This is a genomic window from Mesoplasma chauliocola, assembly GCF_002290085.1.
GTDB classification, from domain to species: Bacteria; Bacillota_I; Bacilli_A; order Mycoplasmatales; family Mycoplasmataceae; genus Mesoplasma; species Mesoplasma chauliocola.
Window position 1 is genome coordinate 635,329 of sequence record NZ_CP023173.1, and the last position, 19,833, is coordinate 655,161.

Sequence of the window (19,833 nt, forward strand, 5' to 3'; positions counted from 1 at the left end):
TGTGCTTTTTATTTTATTTTTTAAGTGGTGGTTGTGGACGGAATTGAACCGCCGACACGCAGAGCTTCAATCTGCTGCTCTACCAACTGAGCTACACAACCGAATGGCGACCCCAACGGGACTCGAACCCGTGATCTCCTCCGTGACAGGGAGGCGCGATAACCAACTTCGCTATGGGGCCATTAAAATGGTTGCGGGGGCAGGACTTGAACCTACGACCTTCGGGTTATGAGCCCGACGAGCTACCAACTGCTCTACCCCGCGATAAAAAAATGGCGGAAGATGAGGGATTCGAACCCCCGCTCGGGTTTCCCCGACTCTCGGTTTTCAAGACCGATCCCTTCAGCCGGACTTGGGTAATCTTCCATGTAATATTCAAGTTGCAACCATATTATTAACTAGTGGTGGACCTTATTGGACTTGAACCAATGACCGTCCGGTTATGAGCCGGATGCTCTAACCAACTGAGCTAAAGGTCCTTAATTATGGTAGCGGGGGCGAGATTTGAACTCGCGACCTTTCGGGTATGAACCGAACGCTCTAACCAACTGAGCTACCCCGCCGTAAAAAAAATGGTGGACCCTATCGGGATCGAACCGACGACCCCCTGCGTGCAAGGCAGGTGCTCTCCCAGCTGAGCTAAGGGCCCACAAAAATATAATGGTCGGGAAGACAGGATTCGAACCTGCGACCCTTCGGTCCCAAACCGAATGCTCTACCAAGCTGAGCCACTTCCCGATACGACAATGTTATTACTTTTTCAATAATAACATTAAAGATTTTAATTGGTGCGCCCGGAGGGACTCGAACCCCCAACCTTTTGATCCGTAGTCAAACGATCTATCCAATTGATCTACGGGCGCATTTGTTATTATTGGTACACCTTAATTTAAGGGACTTTTTTATTATAAATAAGTTTTAGAAAAAAAACAATAGATTTTTTATAAATTTGAAATAGAATAAAAAAATCACTTAATGTAGTATTAAGCGATTTTTATTTTTATTGGAGGCGGCAATCGGATTCGAACCGATGATCAGGGTGTTGCAGACCCATGCCTTAGCCACTTGGCTATGCCGCCATAGTTTCACTATATTAGTATATATAAAAAAACTACATAAGTAAATTAAAAAATAAATCAAGTTTTACCTTGATTTAATTAACTATTTATTTTTATCAATTCTTTTTATAATAGCCATTTTGTAAAGTGTTGAAAAACCAATGTAAATACTTGCTATTATAACAACAAATATAAAAAATCACGCAATTCCTGGAACACCAAGTAAACCATCTTTTGCTGGAGTTGTTACCTGTAAAAAGAAATATGGATAAGCATACATAGAAGTTGGAGAAGTTCCACCAGCTTCTTTAATTAAACCTCTAGCTATTGCATATAAAGCATAGCTTATTAAAATTACTACTCCCTGAATTCAATTTTTCTTTAAAAACTTAAATTCTGAAATATTTTCTTTACTTTCATGTTTCATTCCAAAGATAACATAAATAACAAAAGCAATTGGACCAAAAGTATGAAATACTTCATTTTCAATTACAGATGTAACGTTAGGGAACAAGGCTTGTAAAATTGTTTTATTAGCTGCTAATCCTGTTGAAATAACTGTTGGTCTTAGACTTAGTTGATAAATCAAGAAAGTAATTGTTATAAATGTTGCAGTTAAAATTGCTCCATTTGAACTAATTAATCCCTTTTTACCTTCATTGTTAGGTTTTAATAATGCATTTGTAATTCATACTAGAACTAATATATTACTTAGTAAAGTAAAGAATGACGTTCTAAATCAAATATCTTCAAACGGTTGATAGTTAGCATGCAATAAGCTATTTTGATCTACATTAAAATTTATCAATGAAGTAATTTGATCCACCATTTCGCCATTAACTTTAACTTGTACTATTCAACTGTAGTCTCCTTCTTTACCTACTTTAATTAACTCTTCAATTGTTTTTATTCCATTTTCTTGAATAAGACGGTTGATTTCGCTTACTGAAAGACTTGTATTAATCATCGGTTTTAAGTAACTCATTAATAATACTGCAAGCAAAATTAAAGCAAAAGAAAACTTATATCAAAATTTTCAATCTTTTAAAGAATAATTATTTGAAAATCAATTTTTTGTTTGATCTGCTTTTAATTTAAAAAAATTATTATGCATTTTTATTCTCCTTTTTTCTTTAATTTTACATTAATTATTTTTAACATTATAACTCTATATAAAGATGTAAATCCAATACATATAGACGCTATAACTACAACAAATATTAAAAATAAAACTATTCCTGGAAGTTCAATGTTTCCCATTTTAACTGCTTTTTCAGTTATTTGTAAAAATGGATATGGGAAAGCTAGTTGACTTGAACCAGGAGTTCCACCAGCAACCATAATTAAACCTCTAATTATTGCATAAACACCATAACCGATTAAACCGCTAATTCCATATAATCATGTTAATTTTAAATCTTTAAAACTTAGTAAGTCTTTTGTTTCTCTTTTAATTCCAAAAATAACATATCCAACAAAAGCAATTGGTGCTACTGTATGGAACATTTCATTAATTAGATGACTTATAAAATTATTGTCAACCATTGAAACTGTTGCTCTTAAGATAATATTGTAAAGTAAAAATGTGATTGTTATATAAGTAGTGAAAATTAATGCTCCCCTATTATTTAAAATCCCTTTTTTACCTTCATTATAGGGTTTCAATAATGCAACATACATTCAAATTAGTATTAACAAGTTACTTATTAATGTAAAAAATGATGACATGTAAACTAATTGTTCAAATGGCTGATAACTAGCCTTTAAAACACCATCAGTAGTTGTTGTAAATACAATAACCCCTTTAATAGAAGTTACACCATTCTTTGTTGTACTAATTCAATTGGAATTATTATCAATTCCATATTGCAAAATACTTTGAATTGTCCAAGTTTGTTCTTGATTATTATTAATTAACTTATTAAGTTCAGCAACATTATTTGATGATGAAACAAAAGCTTGGATATAACTATATAAAACAACAATTGTCATTATTAAAACAAATATTGCTTTATATCAAAATCTTCAGTCTTTTAGAGAATAATTACTAAATCAATTCTTAAGACTTTCTTTTTTTAATTTAAAATAATTCATTTTTAACCTTTCTAAATAAAAAATATATAACCTTTTTAAGATTATATACTTATTTTTAAATTATTGTTTACCAGCACGTAATGTGTTGAAAGCGTCAATTAATTTAGGGTCTAATTTATTATTAAAGAACGGCTGAAGGAAAGTATCATTGTATGCTACCTTACCATTACCATCATCTTCATGTAATATTATAGGTTTAAACATTTCTGCATATCTATAGTATGTTCCCTCTTCCTCAATTAATTTACCATTTTCATCATATTCAGGTTCAGCAGTTGCTGATTCCATTGTTTCAACAAATCCTGTTGGAGTTCCTGTAAAATCTGAAATATCTTGTGCATGTTCAATAAAGAAATTAATAAAATCATATGCAATATCTTTATGATTTGAATTTTTAGACATTACTAAATTATCAGAATAAATATTTGTTGTTTGGTGTGTTGGAGTTGAAGGATCTTCGCCATTTTCTGTATAATCATCTTTTGATTCAATTTCTGCATTAGGTCTTCCATATAAGAAATAAACTTTTGATTCATCTTCATCTTCTGCTTTTGAGGCTAGTGAATATAAGTCGTCATCTTCATCCTCATCACCATCAAGAGTATCTTCACCATTATAAACAACATTTGCATATGATAAATCTCCATTATACATAACTGCAAAGTCAAATTGACCTTCGCTTGCTGTTGAAATCAATGAATCTCCTTGTAATCCCACATTTTTATAACCAAGTAAAGTTTTCAATTCTTTTGCGGCTCCGTCAATTTCACTTTGTTTAGTTAAATTCCCTGTTCCATATAAAACTTGTCCTGCAATTGCAAAAACATTTTTAGGATCTTCATTTAAAACAACTTCTTTTCCATCTTTTGCGGCATCTCATAATATTCTTCATGAAAGTTCTGAGTTGTTCATAGCATAATCATAATTATTATCATATTGTTCAGATTGTGTAACTGTTTCTCATTTAGCTGTTTCATTACCTTTTTCTTTTTTCAATAATGTTTCAGGATGAGTTTCAAGTAATCATTTAATATTTGATGCATCAGGATTTGAACTTGTTCTACTTGTACCTTTTGAATTTGGATTAACAGCTATAACTAAATCTCCTCATAAATAAGGAATAGCATAATCAATAATAGTTCCTGTTTGTAAACCTTCCTCTTCAGTTTCACCTTCTTTTAGTTCAACTTTTGATTTGTACATTACATTTAACAATTCATTACTGATTTCTAAAGCTTCTGTTTCTTTTGTTTCTGATTCTACTTCAAATTCTTCATTTTTTACTAATGCTTTTGTTGGATCTTCAGGCTTTTTGTTAATTGATGTTTTATTTTCATCATCACCAAATTCTTCTGATCATGCATTAATTTTTGAATAATCTAAAGCTTCTAATTTTCCTTCTTCTGCTAATTTTTGTACCATGTAATCACTTGGCACCATTAAATCATAATTAAAAGTATATAACTTATTGTATAAAGTTTCATTTGAATCATATTCTTGATAATTAACTTTAACATCATATTCTTTTTCAAATTCTTTTATTAGTGAAGGATCAATATATTCACCTCAGTTACCAATAACTAAGTCATAAATATTATTCATAACGAATGCTACTGTTAGACCAGTAAATGAAACTAAAACTAATAAAGAAACCATTATAATTTTTCAACTTCTAGCAAAGAAACCTTTTGTAAAATTAGCTTCATCAATATTTGATGGGAAGAATTTTTCTTTTTGTTTTGCAACAATTACTTTAATTTGATCAATTTTTTCATTTTTTAATTGAATCATTTTTGATTGAGTTATTTCAAACTTTTCAAATCTTTGTTTTTTTAATTCAATCAATCTAGTATTGTTTGGATTTTCTTGCAATTTTTTATTTAAATTTTCAGAAATATTTACTCTTCTAAATGCTTGTGTCGCAACTAAATCTAATCTACTTGATAGATCATTAATTTTATTATCATTAATTTGTTTAATATCTTTAAGTTTCTCAACAATCATTCTTAATTTAAAGTTATTTTTTCCTTCTTCAACTTCAATTTTTCATTCTTCATAATACTTAATTTTTTTATTGTATCAGTTGATTGTGCTTTTTGAAGGATCAACTTCTGCTCTAAAATCCTTTTTTAATTGTTTAATTTTTTTATTAATTGAAGCAGCTTTTTCTTTTGCCTCTTTTTCTTGTTCATTTAGTCAAGCAATCTCTTCAGATAAGAAAGTTACTTTTTCAATAATTTTTTCTAACTGAATTGAAATTTTAGCTGCTTTTTTAACCTCTGTTGTTTTTGCTAATTGTTTTTCAAGTTGTTTTTGCTTTGCTTCAGCTTTTTTTAATCTTGAAGCATAACGTTTTTCACGGTTAATTGTATTTTGCAATTTATATCTTTTTCACTCAAGTTTAGCAATTTTTTTATCATAGTTTTTTGAATTAGCAAATTTCAGTTTTCATTTTAAAATATAATACTTAACTCAAATTGATAAATTAAGAGTTCTTTTGCGTTTTGTTGCTGTATTTAAAGAATTTGTTAACTCATTAATTTCTTTTTCTAATTTATAAATATTTTTTGATTTATAAGTTCCATTTTTAATTTGTAATTTTGTTGCTTCTTTTTTCTCTTTTGCAAATAAGAAAGCATTTCAAATTACAACTCCTGAAGCAATAATTCCAACCATCATAGTTCCAAATGCAAAAATGTATGGTTTAATTCTTTTTGCTGAATAAATGAATGATGAAACGTTAGTTTGAGCTCCACCAGTAAAATAAGAAATGATAAAGTCATCAAAACTCATTGCAAATGCAATAACTGTTGCAATAATAATCGCAGGTTTCAAAATAGGTAAAATAATTTTAAAGATTACAGTGCTTGTTTTTGCACCCAAGTCATAACTTGCTTCAATAATTGATTTATCTACTTTTCTTAGTCTTGGCATAACTGTTATTAATACATAAGGCACATTAAATGAAACATGGGCCATAACTAATGTAAAAATACCAAATTTTAAACCACTAATTAAGAAAACTACCATTAAAGCAACTGCTGTAATAATATCTGCGTTAATTAAAGGTATATTAGCAACTGACATTCATTTGCTTTGTTTTCTTTTTGTTAATCTACTTAAACCAATTGCAGCCATTGTTCCAATAACAACACTAATTACAGTTGAAACAACCGCTACGAATAGTGAAGTAATAATTGATTTAATAAAAGGTGAGTTTTTGAAAAACTCTTCATATCACCTTGTACTAAAACCCATTCAGTTTGAAACTGATGATCCACTGTTAAAAGAAAACAAAATCATAACCCCGATAGGCACATAGATAACTAATAAAATTAAAGCAAAGTAAGTTGATCTGACGAATCTTTTCATGATTTAGCTCCTTTCTTTTCAAATTTATTTGTAAAGAATTTAGATACCATCATTAGTAAGAAAACCATTGCTGCCAATACTACACTAATTGCGGCTCCAAACCCAAAGTCACTTCCTTTAAAGAAATATGACTCAATAATTGTTGTAATTAAGTTAATTTTTCCATTACCCATATATTGAACAACAATCAATGATGTTGCAGCTTGTAATAATACAAGAGTAATAGCAGTAATAACTCCAGGCATTGAAGATCTAAAAGTAATACCTCAGAATGTTCTATATTTTGAGCATCCCAAATCCATTGCTGCTTCTTCAATATCTCTTCTTCTTGAGTCTAACGCATCATAAATAGGAGTAATTGCAAAAGGAATAAACATGTATGTCATTCCTATGATAATTGCTATTTGAGTTCCTAATGCACTAGGCGCCATTATTAGAAATAAACTTCTTAGCCCCAATACTTTTAATAGCATTGATATTCACATTGGCATTGTAATTAATAATCACATGTTTTTAGCCAATATTTTTGATCTCATTTCAGACATAATTAGGGCAATTGGGTAACCCAAAATTATACAAAATAGTGATGCTATAAATGCATAAGCAATTGTTAATCCCATTGACATCATTATATTTCCATTTTTAAATAGTCTAATAAATTTTTCTAGACTTATTTCAAACATTTTTAAGTCTCCACTTGGTTGAACTAGAGAATACACAACGATTGAAACAATAGGAATTATAACTAACGCAATCATTACCACAAAGAAAGGTAATAATATTGGTCATGCTTTACCTTTTGCAAAGTTAAACATTTTAGTTTTTCCTAATGTTTTATTAATTTCTTTAATTTTTTGACGAACTTTTACTTTGTTTTCACGAGCAATTTCATTATCAATTGCTGTCTCAAGCTGTTCTTGATCAAAATTAACAGAAATTTCTTTTTCTTTTTTAGCCATTAGACTTATTCCACTTCTTTTCACATAACGTGAATAGCTTCGTCATTTCATTTAATAGATACTTTATCATCTACTTTAAATGCTTGTGTTGTGTGTATTTTTCAAATTCTTTTTTTTGTAGTTTCAACTAACAATTCTCAGTGCACACCTTTAAATGTTGTATGCATAACTGTTCCATTAAAAAATCCTGTGTTTGCTTTTTTGATTTCAATATCTTCAGGTCGAATTACAATATCAATTGATTTTTCATTTTTTCCAAAGTTTGTATCATTACAAACAAATTCTTTTCCATCAAATTTAACTTTATTATCTTCAACAAATATTCCGTCTTCAATAATATTTGATTGCCCTATGAATTTAGCAACTCACAAATTTTCTGGTTCATTATAAATATCTTCAGGTGTTCCAATTTGTTGAATTGAACCTTCGTTCATTACAACAACACGATCACTAATACTCAATGCTTCTTCTTGATCATGAGAAACCATTAAAAAAGTAATTCCGATTTCTCTTTGTAATCTTTTTAATTCTTCACGCATGTGTTGTCTTAACTGAACGTCTAGTGCAGCTAATGGTTCATCTAGTAATAAAACTTTTGGTTTCATAACTAATGCTCTGGCAATAGCAACACGTTGTTTTTGTCCCCCAGATAAATCATTAATGTTTCTATCTTCAAATCCTTCTAGACCTACTTGTCTAATTTGTTTTAAAACTTCACGTTGCAAAATATCTTTTTTTGTTTTTTTAGTTCTTAAACCAAATGCAATGTTATCAAACACATTTAAATGTGGGAACAATGCATATGATTGAAAAATTGTATTAAATTGTCTTTTGTTAATTGGTATTGGTAATAAATCCTTACCTTCAAACATAATTTGTCCACTATTTGGTTTTTCAAAACCTGCTATGATTCTTAATGTTGTAGTTTTTCCACAACCTGATGGTCCTAAAAGAGTTATAAATTCTCCTTCTCTAACGTTTAAATCTATTCCTTTAAGAACAACTTTACCATCATAGTCTTTAGTTACACTACGTAACTCTATAATATTATTTTCCATTTAGTTCTCCTTGTTTTTCATATTGATTATGTGAGTACAAAACTCAAAAAAGCATGTCAAAATATGACAAAATAGAAGTCGTTATTAATTTGACTTCCTACTTAAGGGAGAGACTTTCAGTTTCTAAAATAGTTTCAAAAATTTGGGTATGACTAAAAGCAACATCTAATCATTCAAGAATTAGATATTGTTGCGAATTTAAAATTTCTTTAAATTGTAATAAATTCATAGCTTTTACTCCTTTTGAAAACAACTAAATAAATTTTATATTATTAATTTATAAAATGTTAAAAAACTTGTTTTTTAACAAATAAAAAAGAGATTTAAAATCTCTTTAATTATTGTTTATTAAACACATTTTTAAATAAATAATCTCCAACTCCACCATGCTCTACAGTTAAATCCGTTACATCATTTGCTACAGCTTTTACTTCATCTTTAGCATTTGCCATAGCAATTCCTTTACCTGCTCATTTTAATGCAGCAATATCATTTTCTCCATCTCCAAAATAAATTACATCTTTTGGATCGATATTCATCTTTTCACAAACAAATTGTAGACCATATGACTTATCTATTCCTTTTGGATTTAGTTCAATATTTGCACGTGCTTCTGAAACATAACTAAAAGCGAAAATAGATACATCATTATCCTCTGCAAAATTTCTAAAAGAAGCCATATTTTTAGTCTTACCAAAGCAAATAAATTTACTTACCTTTAACTTTTCAAAATTAGTTCATTTAGAATAGTTAATCAATTTTTGTCGCTTTGTTTTAAATTTCATAAATGTTCTAAATGCACTTATTTTTTTATTACAATAGGCATATTTCTCTTGTTCTGAATATGCAAAAATTTTAATTTTACTTTTGTTTGCTTTTTCAAACAATTCTTTTGTAAGTGAAATATCAAAAGTAGATGTATAATGTATTTTTAAATCTTTTGTTTCTTTGTCTTTAAAAGTAAATGATTGACCACCATTTTGTGAAACAAATGGATTATTTGAATCATCAATTTCAAGCTCCTTAGCTATATCATAAATTGTTGTTATATTTCTGCCTGTTGCAATAATTACAGGTATGTTTAATTCCTTTGCCTTTAAAATTGCTTCTTTTGTTTTTTTGTGAATTCCATATACATGATGGTAAACAGTTCCATCAATATCTATAATTATCATTTTTATCATAAATTACCTCTTAATAGCTATTTATTTAAATTATATATTAATATGATTTTGATATGAAAAAAACTAGGACCTTAATCCTAGTCATCTAATTTAAATGTTCTAAAAAAGTTAATGCTCCTAAATGTTGAACTGTCTTATTAGCAAACATATTAGATCTTTTAATAATTTTTGTAATTTGATCAACAGAAGATTCATTATTAATTTCTAATGAAACATAATCATTAATTAAATTTGAAATAAATGCATCCCCTGCTCCAGTTGTATCAACTAAATTTTCGGCTAAAATTGTTGGAACATAGTATAGTTCATTTTTTCATGCAAATATTGTATCATTACATCCACGAGTTATACAAATTAAAGATTTTGGATTTTTTAACATAATAGATTTAATAGCTTCTTCTTGAATTTCAATATCCGTTAACAATAGTAGTTCATCTTCTGATAATTTAATTAAATCTGCATTTTCCATATATTTTTTACAATGATTTTTAAAATTTAAAATTTCTTCATCTGTTACTCATAATTTGTCTCTAAAATTTGGATCAAAAGAAAATTTTATGTTATTTTGTAAAGCTATTTCTAATAATTCACTGTAAGATTTTTTTAAATTGCCTGGTAAAAAACCAGTTGCACTCCCAAAATGAATAAAGTCAATTTTTGTTAATTTTTCTTTATCTTCTTTCGCTAAATCATAATCAGCATCGCTATTTCTTATAAACTGAAAAAATCTTTCCTTATTTTCATCTAAAGTAACTTTTGCAATTGTTGTAGCCTTGTCGCTTTCTTGAATAAAATCATTTTTAATATTAAATTTTTTAATGAATTTTGAAATTGATTCAACATATTGATCATTTCCTAAACTACCCATAAAGTAACTATTATTTGTGTTAATTGCGCCAATTGAACATGCTACATTAAAAGATGCACCACCAACTTCTGCTTTTATATTGTTGTCTTCTGAATAAATATCCATTAGTACTTCACCGATTGAAACTATATTCTTCATTTTACTTTTCCTTTATTTCATTTTTAAATATTATGTTATTTCAAATGTAATCATTACCTTTTAATTGGTTTACTTTAACATTTGATAAATTTGTTTTAATTTGATTATGTTTGTTAATATAGAACCTTACTGAAATTGCGTGCTGACCTTCATTAACAAAAATTTCCATTGTACTTCTATCAATTAATATTCTTAAACTTTTAACTTTTAAAGTACCGTTATTAATTATTGAAGGTAAATTTTCTTCATCATTAAAAGTCATATTTGTTCTATCTATAATAAATTCATTATTTTTATTTAATATTTTAATATTCTTATTCAATTCATTTGAAACAATAATTTCAAAATCGCTTTCAATATTATTTATAATAATTTCACTTAATCCATTTTCATAATTAAATGTCTTATTAACTTCTTTAATTTCAAAAGTTCTTAAGTTATCAAGTTCTTTTATAGGCAATTGATATAAGCAATCGTTTTTAACAAACAATTCTCTAGGAACTGTCAATTGATTGCTTCATGTTGTTAATTCTGGTGGAAAAGGATTAGACTTCGAATTTCCTAATCAACCTAGCATTATTACACGATTACCAGTATTACTAAAAACTTGAGGCGCATAAAAATCAAAACCTAAATCTATTTTCAATAAATCTGTTTTGTATTTAAAATTCATTTCATTGTCAATTTCTACTTCACGATACTTAACAAAATGACTACCTTCTTTTAATGGTGCTTCTTGTTCTAAACAAGCGAATACATATTCTCTTCCATCCAATTTAAAATAGTTTGGGCATTCAAGCATGTATGCATTTTGCTCATCATTCTCATCAAATTTTATATCCTTGTAGTTTTCTCAACTTGTTCCATTAAATTTGTAAATATTTAAAACAGCTTTTATATCTTTAGTTTGAGCACCATTTAACATAAATAACTCATTGTTTTTTTCAAATACAATTGGATCTCTATAATGACCTGAATATTTTGTTAAATCTGTTTCATATAAAAATTCTTTTGTTACTATTTTATTTTTTAAATCAATAAATGCTTTTAATGTATAAGCTGTTCTATCTACATCATTAAATTTAACATTACCTGTATAATAAATTTCAATTTCATTATTTTTATTAATTCTTGCACTTCCTGAAAATACACCATTTTTGTCATACTTATTTGAAGGAGTTAAAGTTAAACCTTCATATGTATAATTAATAAAATCCGTTGTTGTATATAAAGCTCATGACTTATTGAAATGTTGAATACTAAAAGGACAACTTTGCATAAAAATATAGTATTTTCCGTCTAAGAAAGTTAGCCCATTTGGATCATTTGTTGAACCTGAATAACCAGCTAAGTGATATTGATTATTGTACCAATCACTTTGCTTTTTATCATGTCATTTTTGAATATCATTTAAGTCTTGTTCAGTTATCAAACTATATTTTTCTTTTTGCATATTTTACTCCGCACTTTTTCTTTTAATTTTAAATTTATCTAATTTTATTTTATTTTTTAATTGTTCAAATTTTAATCCTAACTTTGTTTTTTTAGATTGAATTCCGTCTTTAAATAGAAATAAAGTTAATAAGAAAGCCACACCAAATGAAATTATGTTTACTCCAATAATTCCTAGTAGTTTAGTTCAATTACCTGTATATAACAACAATCCTGGTATTACTGTAACTCCCATACCTGGACATGTAACATTTAAAATTCCAGCAAATAAACCTCCGAAAAATCCTCCAATTGATGCGTAAATAAATGGTTTAATTTTTGGCAAATTTGTTCCAAAAATTGCTGGTTCTGTTATTCCAAACAGTGTTGATATTGCAGCAGAAAATCCCAATTCTTTATCTGATTTATCTTTTGCTTTTACTGCAATAGCCATTGCTGCACCACCTTGTGAAATAATTGAAGCTGTTCAAATTGCATTAAAGATTGATCCTGTAGCAGCTGCACCATTAGCACCTGGTAAACTTCCATCAATAACTAATTGCATTTCAAGTCCTTGTAAGACTTGATGACAACCTGTGATAACAATTCCTTGCAATACTCCTGCAATAATTGCTGTTCCAAATCCATATTTAATTCCAAGAATTGCTTTAGTAGCGATTAATATTCCTTGTTCTACCATTAATAAGATTGGTCCAAAAATAAATAGAGCAACTAAAAAAGCAATTGTTATTGTTAGAAATGGTGTAAAAATAATGTTTACAGCTTTTGGCATTCAAATTTTTATTCATTTTTCTAAATATGCAACTGCAACACCAATAATTAATGCTGGTAAAACTGAACCTTGGTAGCCTGTAATTGGAATAATTCAAACTTTAATAGCAGTTATTGGATCACCCATTACTGCATTTGTTATTACATTTCCATTTGCATCAAATGTTGGTGCTTGACCTATTCATTTTAATCCTGCTTCAACTCAAGCTTTATATATTTCGTTTTTTGATAATCCTTCAATCAATTGATTATTATAAAAATCTAATTGCGCATTATATGCAGCAATTGATCCCTTATTTGGTAATAGAGGATTAACTAACATTAATCCAATAATAATCCCCAATACAGGATTACCACCAAATCTTTTAACTGTTGATCAACAAACTAAAACTGCTAGTGAGTCAAATGCTGTTTTAGTAACAATGTCTACAATAATTCATAATAATGAATTCAATTGTTCACCTGATGGATTTAATATTTGCTTTAAAAGAGCTGATACTCCCATTGCCAATCCAGCTGCAACAATCGCTGGAATAATTGGAACAAATATATCTCCTAAAACTCTCATTCCCTTTTGAATTTCCCCAAAAAATCATGATTTATTTCTTAATGTTTCTTTATTTGCTTTTACTTGTAATTTAAAATCTTCTAATTTAGAATTATCTAATTTTTCATCCATTGAAGCATTGCTTACTTCCATTATTTTTTGTACTTCAGCATAAACAGCTTCTACTACACCAGTTCCTAAAATAATTTGCAACTGATTTTGTGTTCAGTTTATTCCTTTTGCTAAAGGTGAATCTTTAATCTCTGCTTCATTAACTTTTGTCTTATCTATAACATTAAGTCTAAGTCTTGTAACACAGTGTAAGTAAGATTCAATATTCTCTTTACCACCAGCTGCATCAACAAAACGTTTTGCTTCTAATGCATAATCTTTCCTTTTCATTTTTTCCTCTTTTTATTTTCTTCACTCTATAAAATCTCATTTAAAATATTTGGGTTTGTATCTACTAATTCTATATTCGAGTAATTCCCCAAATATTCCATAAACATTTCCTTTATCAACAATAAAACCACTTAAACTTTGATCTTCAAAAATATTTAATAATTCTTTATTACTAGTTCCTTCAAAATATATTTTTTTTGAAGAGTGACTAACTTTTGATGATGTTTCATTTTCAACAAACTTCATTAAGCCATTTTCATTTAAATAATTTAAAGACAATTTTTTATATATATTCTTTGGCACGATACTTTCTTGATACAAAATAACTTCGTTTGAATCTTTATCTTTTCTTATGCATTTAAAAGAATATACTTGTGTTCCTTCATAAAAATTAGTTTCTTTTGAAAGTTTTTTATCAATTGTTAATTCTTTTAATTCGTAATATCTATTAATTGAATTAGGGAATAACTCTCTAAAACTAAATAATAAGTTATTTTGAATTTTTTCTTGAACAACATACCCTTTACCATTAACTGGCTTAACAATTTGTAATTCAATTAATTTATTAAAAGCAATTCTTATTGGTTGCTCACTATACTTAAATTTTGTTTTAAGCATATTTTGGCTTGGTAATATTTCACCTGCTTTTACTTTATTTTCTCTTATTAAGTGCATCAAGTAGTCAAATACAATCTCTCACTTTTTATTCATGTACTTTTACCCCAAACTATAATTAATCATTTTAATTATACTGATTTTCAGATGGGTTTAAGTAATTTTTTAATGATGTTTTTCCTCAATCTGTTCTTAATAATAAAGCTGATGTTCCAGCTGTTGTAGCTGCTGAAATTAACATTGCTATTGTAATGTGAACTCCCATAGGAACACTTGTTAAAATAGCATGAATATTTTGATCAGCAAAGTATTTTTTAGTATCAACTGTATTTCAATCAAATTGCACTAAACCAATTCATGAAGCACTACCCAATGAGTTGGCAACAGTGTGAGTCATACCTAATCATCAACCTGCAGCAGCTGAACCTATAGCTGCAGCAATAAATAATGGTTTTATTTGTAAATTTATTCCAAACATTGCTGGTTCTGTTATTCCAGTGTAACCACCAAAAGTTGATGATATTGCTTTAGATTTTTCTTTTTTATCTTTTGTATAAAAGATAAGCATGAAAGCTGCAGTTCCTTGTGCAATATTTGAAACACAGGCAACTGGAGTAATGAATGAGAATGAATGACCAAATTGTAAATTACTATCAACAAGTAATTGTGTTTCAATTGGCAAGAATCCTTGATGTAATCCAGTTATAACTAAGAATGGATAGAATCCTGCAAATATCATTCCTCCAAAGCCAATAAAGTTTCAGTTAGTGTATTTAAATAATCCTGATAATCCTAATGATATTCCTTTTCCTATAATTTCCCCTAATGGAGCTATAGCTCAAAAAGCTAATCATGATGATAATAATACTGTTCCCAGTGGTACAACAATAATTGCAATAATTTGAGGAGTGTATTTTTTTAATACTCTTTCAATATTTATTGATAATCCAATAACCAATAATACAGGCACTATTTGTGCTTGATAACCAATTAACTTAATTTTGAAAAATCCTGAAAATATTGTATAGTAAACTCCAACAACTTGAGACATTTCAGGTATTTTTGCACCAGGTGCAAGTGTTAAAGAATTTAAATAGTCTTTAAAAGCTGCTTCCATAGCAGGCTTAATTACTGATTCAAAATCAGTATTTATATCAAATTCCAGTTGTACAGGCGTGTTTGTTGAATATCTATTAAGAAGTGCTGGTGAAACTAGAACTAGTCCAATAGCCATTCCTAAAAAGGGATTTCCACCTCATTTTTTTGCTGCTGTATATCCTACAAAAACTGGGATTGATCCCATTATTCCTCCACCTATTACATCAAGTAATTTTGCAAAACCTGTATTTGGTGAAATCTGATTAACTAAAGACATAATTGCTAATGACATTCCACCTGCAATAAATACAGGAACTAATGGAACAAATATTGAAGCAAAAGAATTCATTCCTCTTTTAGTAATCATTAACATGTTTGATTTAGTTGATAGTTGTTTATTTCAAAATTTTTGTTTATTTTCTGGTTTCATGTCATCATTTTTTAATGAACCCTGATTAAGTATTAAATCAATTTCTTTATAAACTTTGTCTACTACTCCAGCACCAATAATAATTTGATGTTGATTTTCTTGTTTCTTGTAGCCTTTAAAAAGTTCAATTTTTTTAATACCTTCTAAGTTAAATTTTTCATCGTTTTTAAGTATGAAACGTAATCTTGTTGCACAATGATAAATTTCAACTATATTATCTTTACCCCCTATTAATTCAATAATTTCTAGGGCATAGGTTTTTCAATTTATTTTCTTCATAAATCTCCTTTTCCTTTGCTTTTTAATTTTATTAAAATAAGCATATTTAAAAAATACCTATAATTATAACTTTTAGTGTGTTTTATATGTAAAAAATAAAAAAACTCAAAACTTGAGTTTTTGTTTATTCTATTTTTGTGTTTTTAGTTTTCCAAAACTTTCATCAAATCATTTACTATATGATCATCTGTATCACATAATTTCAGGATTTGTTCCTCCATAAGAAGTCGGTATCATGCCTTCAAATGCATCAAATAAAATTGATCATGTCATTAGTCCTCTAATTTTAATTCCATCTGAATTTAATAAGTTATAAGCTCTATTAAACGATTCTTTTGAACCTGCACCTCTTCCAGCTGGTTCATTAGTTGAAGCACCAATAATAAATTTATCTGCTGGTATTTGATAAAATGCATTTGTATTATTTGGTTTTGAAGTGATATATTTTGACATTAAATAATAAAATTCACCACGTTTGCTAACATCATCATTTGTAATATATGAGTCTTGTTGAACACCAGTTTTTAATGAATCTTCTGCTGTTTCTACTAGAACACCATCACCTCATCCATTATAAAATTGTGGGTTTATTCAATCATAATAACCATCAAGTTCTTCTAAGAATTCTTTATAGTTACCTTTACCTTCACCTTCACTATTTTGTCTAAGATAAGGGAATTCAGGAGCCATAGTTATTATGAAATCCTTGCCTTCTGCCTTATATTCATCTTTTAATTCTTTAAGTGCTAAGGCTGTTACTTTTTTACTTTCTGAACTTTTTAAAGAAAGGGATTCTCAGTCAATATCCAGTCCATCAAAACCATATTCTTCAACCACAGTTTTAATTGCCATTTTTAATTCGTCTTTTTGATCACTTCTAAATTTCATATGTTCAGCTGTTGCCCCCCCCATTGATATAAGTACTCTTTTACCTTGAGATTGTAAAGCTTTAATTCCTTCTTTTATTGCGGCAGGATTATTAGGGCTATAAGTTGGCATTTGATATTCCACATTAGAGTAAAGAAATGATAAATTAACAACATTATAAGATGAATTCAATAATTCCTTATCATTTAGTGCAATTTTATTTTCAAAATTTCCACCTCAATCATAATGATATCCAACTAAAGTTTTAACTTCATATTGAACTTGAACACTGCCCTTATATTTAGCTAAATTATTTGATTCAATTATTGCTGATTCATTTGACTTACTAGTTATTTTTAAGTCTTGTTCATTAATTCCTGATGTAGAATTAAATTTTAAAGTGTTTCTTATTATTCCAGAATCTAAATTATCAGAAATACCTTGTAAATTTTTATTTTTAATTAAAGTATTTATGTCAACAGCACTTGATGTATCAATAGAATATTTTACTTGAATTGAATTTCCACTATATTTTGTTGGATCAATTGACTTTACTGATGCACCAGTTGTTGTAATTGATTGAGGTTCTATTCCTATTGCATTAACATCTATATTTGGATTTTTTAATTTAATTGCTTGCTTAATTGTATTTTCATCAGTTGAATTTATTTCGCCTAAATTAGTATTTGTTAATACTGATGATAAAGGAACAGCTTTTGAAGTGTCAAGTTCAAAACTAACATTAACACTACCTTTATATTTAGTTGAATTATTTGATACTATTGTTGCTGATGTTTCTGTTATATTCTTAACATCAACATAATTAGTTTCTAATTTTGGATTTAATTTAGATAATTGTTTTTTAATAGTAATTTCGTCTAATTTATCTAAAGTTCCTAAATTTGTATTTGTAATTACTGATGCTAAATCAGTAGCTAAAAGATTTTCATCTACTTTAAAGGTTAAATCAAGATATCCTTTTTCAGGGTTGATATAAACATTTTCATCAGTTGAAGTAACTTTGGCTCAACCTCAACCACTGCTTTGGTTAAAACCTGCTTCATATATTCTTACATAATTAGGATTTAGATTTGGATTATCAATTATTAAAGCATCTAATATTAATTGAGAATCTGCACTTGGTAAAACTGTTGTAATGTTTATATTTGTAATAACATTTTCTAAATCAGTTTTTGGTGGTTTTGTTCCATCAATAGTAAATGTTACATTCACAGAACCAGTATATCTACCTGATGATGTTGAATTAACTCTAGCTGAAGTCTGAGTTATTGAATCAATTGAAATATCTGATGCTAACAAAGTTGAATTTTTAGCCAAAACAGCTGATTGAATTGTTGTTGCATTATTATTTTGCAAACTTCCCAAATTAGTAGTAGTTAAAACTGATCTTAATTCAGGTTTAACAACTTGAATAGTAAATGTTACATTCACAGAACCAGTATATCTACCTGATGATGTTGAATTAACTCTAGCTGAAGTCTGAGTTATTGAATCAATTGAAATATCTGATGCTAACAAAGTTGAATTTTTAGCCAAAACAGCTGATTGAATTGTTGTTGCATTATTATTTTGCAAACTTCCCAAATTAGTAGTAGTTAAAACTGATCTTAATTCAGGTTTAACAACTTGAATAGTAAATGTTACATTCACAGAACCAGTATATCTACCTGATGATGTTGAATTAACTCTAGCTGAAGTCTGAGTTATTGAATCAATTGAAATATCTGATGCTAACAAAGTTGAATTTTTAGCCAAAACAGCTGATTGAATTGTTGTTGCATTATTATTTTGCAAACTTCCCAAATTAGTAGTATTTAAAGCTGAGCTTAATTCAGGTTTAACAACTTGAGTAGTAAATGTTACATTCACAGAACCAGTATATCTACCTGATGATGTTGAATTAACTCTAGCTGAAGTCTGAGTTATTGAAGAAATACTAATATCTGTTGGTCTTAGTGAAGGATTTAAAGCAAGAACTTCATTTTTAATTGTTGTTGCACTATTATCAATTAATGTTCCTAAATCTTTTTTAGTAATAGCACTATTTAAAGATGGTTTAGGCGCTGCAATAGTAAATTCAACCGGTGCTGTACCATTATAAAAAATATCATCTCCTTTTAGGATTGCTGATGTTGTAGTTATTTCAATAATTTCAAAGCCATTTTGATTTATATCTGGATTTTTTGTTAATACAGCATTTCTAATAGTTGTTTCAGAGTTATTATTTATAATTCCTAGATTAGTATTTATTACATTTTCTTCCAATGAAGGAACAATTATAAAGGAAACTAGAACTTCACCATTATATTTATCTTTACCAATTAGTTTTGCAGTTCCTGAATATTCAGATGCAATGATATTTTCAATTTCAAAATCTGTTGCTACTAAATTTGGATTATTTAAAATAACCGCATTTCTTATTTGAATTTCCGTTGATTCATTTATAATTCCTAGTGCCTTTTTTTCGACAACTGTAGAAATATTAATTTTTTTATTATTTGTTCCACATGATATAGTCAAAGTTGTTGATGGAATAACTAATGAGATTGCTCCTAGTAAGCCTAATATCTTTTTCATAATTTTAACCTCACTTACTTTTCTTTTGAAATATTATAAGTTA

The 19,833-nt window shown here is 28.1% G+C and carries 12 protein-coding genes and 10 tRNA genes; all 22 read right to left on the reverse strand.

Going from position 1 to position 19,833, the window contains the following annotated elements; genetic code table 4:
• Positions 1 to 25: 25 nt before the first annotated feature.
• The 22 genes from CK556_RS02840 to CK556_RS02945 all read right to left on the reverse strand — a co-directional run bounded on the left by CK556_RS02840 (position 26) and on the right by CK556_RS02945 (position 19,790).
• Positions 26 to 101, reverse strand: a tRNA-Phe gene (locus CK556_RS02840).
• A 3-nt stretch (positions 102 to 104) separates the two neighbouring features.
• A tRNA-Asp gene (locus CK556_RS02845) sits at positions 105 to 181 on the reverse strand.
• Between the two features lie 7 nt (positions 182 to 188).
• Positions 189 to 264: transfer RNA gene (locus tag CK556_RS02850), tRNA-Met, on the reverse strand.
• 9 nt (positions 265 to 273) lie between these two features.
• Positions 274 to 366: transfer RNA gene (locus CK556_RS02855), tRNA-Ser, on the reverse strand.
• A 36-nt stretch (positions 367 to 402) separates the two neighbouring features.
• Positions 403 to 479 (reverse strand) — tRNA-Ile (locus CK556_RS02860).
• A gap of 7 nt (positions 480 to 486) precedes the next feature.
• Positions 487 to 563: transfer RNA gene (locus CK556_RS02865), tRNA-Met, on the reverse strand.
• Between the two features lie 10 nt (positions 564 to 573).
• Positions 574 to 649: transfer RNA gene (locus CK556_RS02870), tRNA-Ala, on the reverse strand.
• 12 nt (positions 650 to 661) lie between these two features.
• Positions 662 to 738 (reverse strand) — tRNA-Pro (locus CK556_RS02875).
• Between the two features lie 48 nt (positions 739 to 786).
• Positions 787 to 863 (reverse strand) — tRNA-Arg (locus CK556_RS02880).
• A gap of 141 nt (positions 864 to 1,004) precedes the next feature.
• Positions 1,005 to 1,079, reverse strand: a tRNA-Cys gene (locus tag CK556_RS02885).
• Between the two features lie 82 nt (positions 1,080 to 1,161).
• Positions 1,162 to 2,172 carry a hypothetical protein gene (locus CK556_RS02890; protein ID WP_027875599.1) on the reverse strand — a complete coding sequence of 337 codons (1,011 nt, stop codon included), beginning with the start codon at positions 2,170 to 2,172 and terminating at the stop codon, positions 1,162 to 1,164.
• Positions 2,173 to 2,174: 2 nt separating this feature from the next.
• Positions 2,175 to 3,152 (reverse strand): hypothetical protein, encoded by a 978-nt coding sequence (locus CK556_RS02895; protein ID WP_027875600.1) that lies wholly within the window; start codon positions 3,150 to 3,152, stop codon positions 2,175 to 2,177.
• A 60-nt stretch (positions 3,153 to 3,212) separates the two neighbouring features.
• Complete coding sequence (potCD, locus tag CK556_RS02900; RefSeq protein WP_027875601.1) at positions 3,213 to 6,524, reverse strand: spermidine/putrescine ABC transporter permease/substrate-binding protein; 3,312 nt, start codon at positions 6,522 to 6,524, stop codon at positions 3,213 to 3,215.
• Complete coding sequence (gene potB, locus CK556_RS02905; protein WP_027875602.1) at positions 6,488 to 7,483, reverse strand: spermidine/putrescine ABC transporter permease; 996 nt, start codon at positions 7,481 to 7,483, stop codon at positions 6,488 to 6,490. The genes potCD and potB overlap by 37 nt, the downstream gene beginning before the upstream one ends.
• Positions 7,484 to 7,488: 5 nt before the next feature.
• Positions 7,489 to 8,541, reverse strand: coding sequence for a spermidine/putrescine ABC transporter ATP-binding protein (potA, locus tag CK556_RS02910; RefSeq protein ID WP_027875603.1), 1,053 nt, complete (start codon positions 8,539 to 8,541; stop codon positions 7,489 to 7,491).
• A 338-nt stretch (positions 8,542 to 8,879) separates the two neighbouring features.
• The gene (locus tag CK556_RS02915) at positions 8,880 to 9,725 is read right to left on the reverse strand and encodes a Cof-type HAD-IIB family hydrolase (protein WP_027875604.1); all 846 of its coding nucleotides are present in this window, start codon (positions 9,723 to 9,725) and stop codon (positions 8,880 to 8,882) included.
• Positions 9,726 to 9,810: 85 nt separating this feature from the next.
• Positions 9,811 to 10,731 carry a carbohydrate kinase family protein gene (locus tag CK556_RS02920; RefSeq protein WP_027875605.1) on the reverse strand — a complete coding sequence of 307 codons (921 nt, stop codon included), beginning with the start codon at positions 10,729 to 10,731 and terminating at the stop codon, positions 9,811 to 9,813.
• Position 10,732: 1 nt separating this feature from the next.
• Positions 10,733 to 12,184, reverse strand: coding sequence for a glycoside hydrolase family 32 protein (locus CK556_RS02925; RefSeq protein ID WP_027875606.1), 1,452 nt, complete (start codon positions 12,182 to 12,184; stop codon positions 10,733 to 10,735).
• 3 nt (positions 12,185 to 12,187) lie between these two features.
• Positions 12,188 to 13,903: a PTS transporter subunit EIIC gene (locus tag CK556_RS02930; RefSeq protein WP_027875607.1), complete on the reverse strand. Its 1,716-nt coding sequence runs from the start codon at positions 13,901 to 13,903 to the stop codon at positions 12,188 to 12,190.
• Between the two features lie 12 nt (positions 13,904 to 13,915).
• Positions 13,916 to 14,614: a GntR family transcriptional regulator gene (locus CK556_RS02935; RefSeq protein WP_027875608.1), complete on the reverse strand. Its 699-nt coding sequence runs from the start codon at positions 14,612 to 14,614 to the stop codon at positions 13,916 to 13,918.
• Positions 14,615 to 14,645: 31 nt separating this feature from the next.
• On the reverse strand, positions 14,646 to 16,325 hold the full coding sequence (locus CK556_RS02940) for a PTS transporter subunit EIIC (RefSeq protein ID WP_027875609.1): 1,680 nt from the start codon (positions 16,323 to 16,325) through the stop codon (positions 14,646 to 14,648).
• Positions 16,326 to 16,454: 129 nt separating this feature from the next.
• Positions 16,455 to 19,790: a glycosyl hydrolase family 18 protein gene (locus CK556_RS02945; RefSeq protein ID WP_095761527.1), complete on the reverse strand. Its 3,336-nt coding sequence runs from the start codon at positions 19,788 to 19,790 to the stop codon at positions 16,455 to 16,457.
• Positions 19,791 to 19,833: the final 43 nt, after the last annotated feature.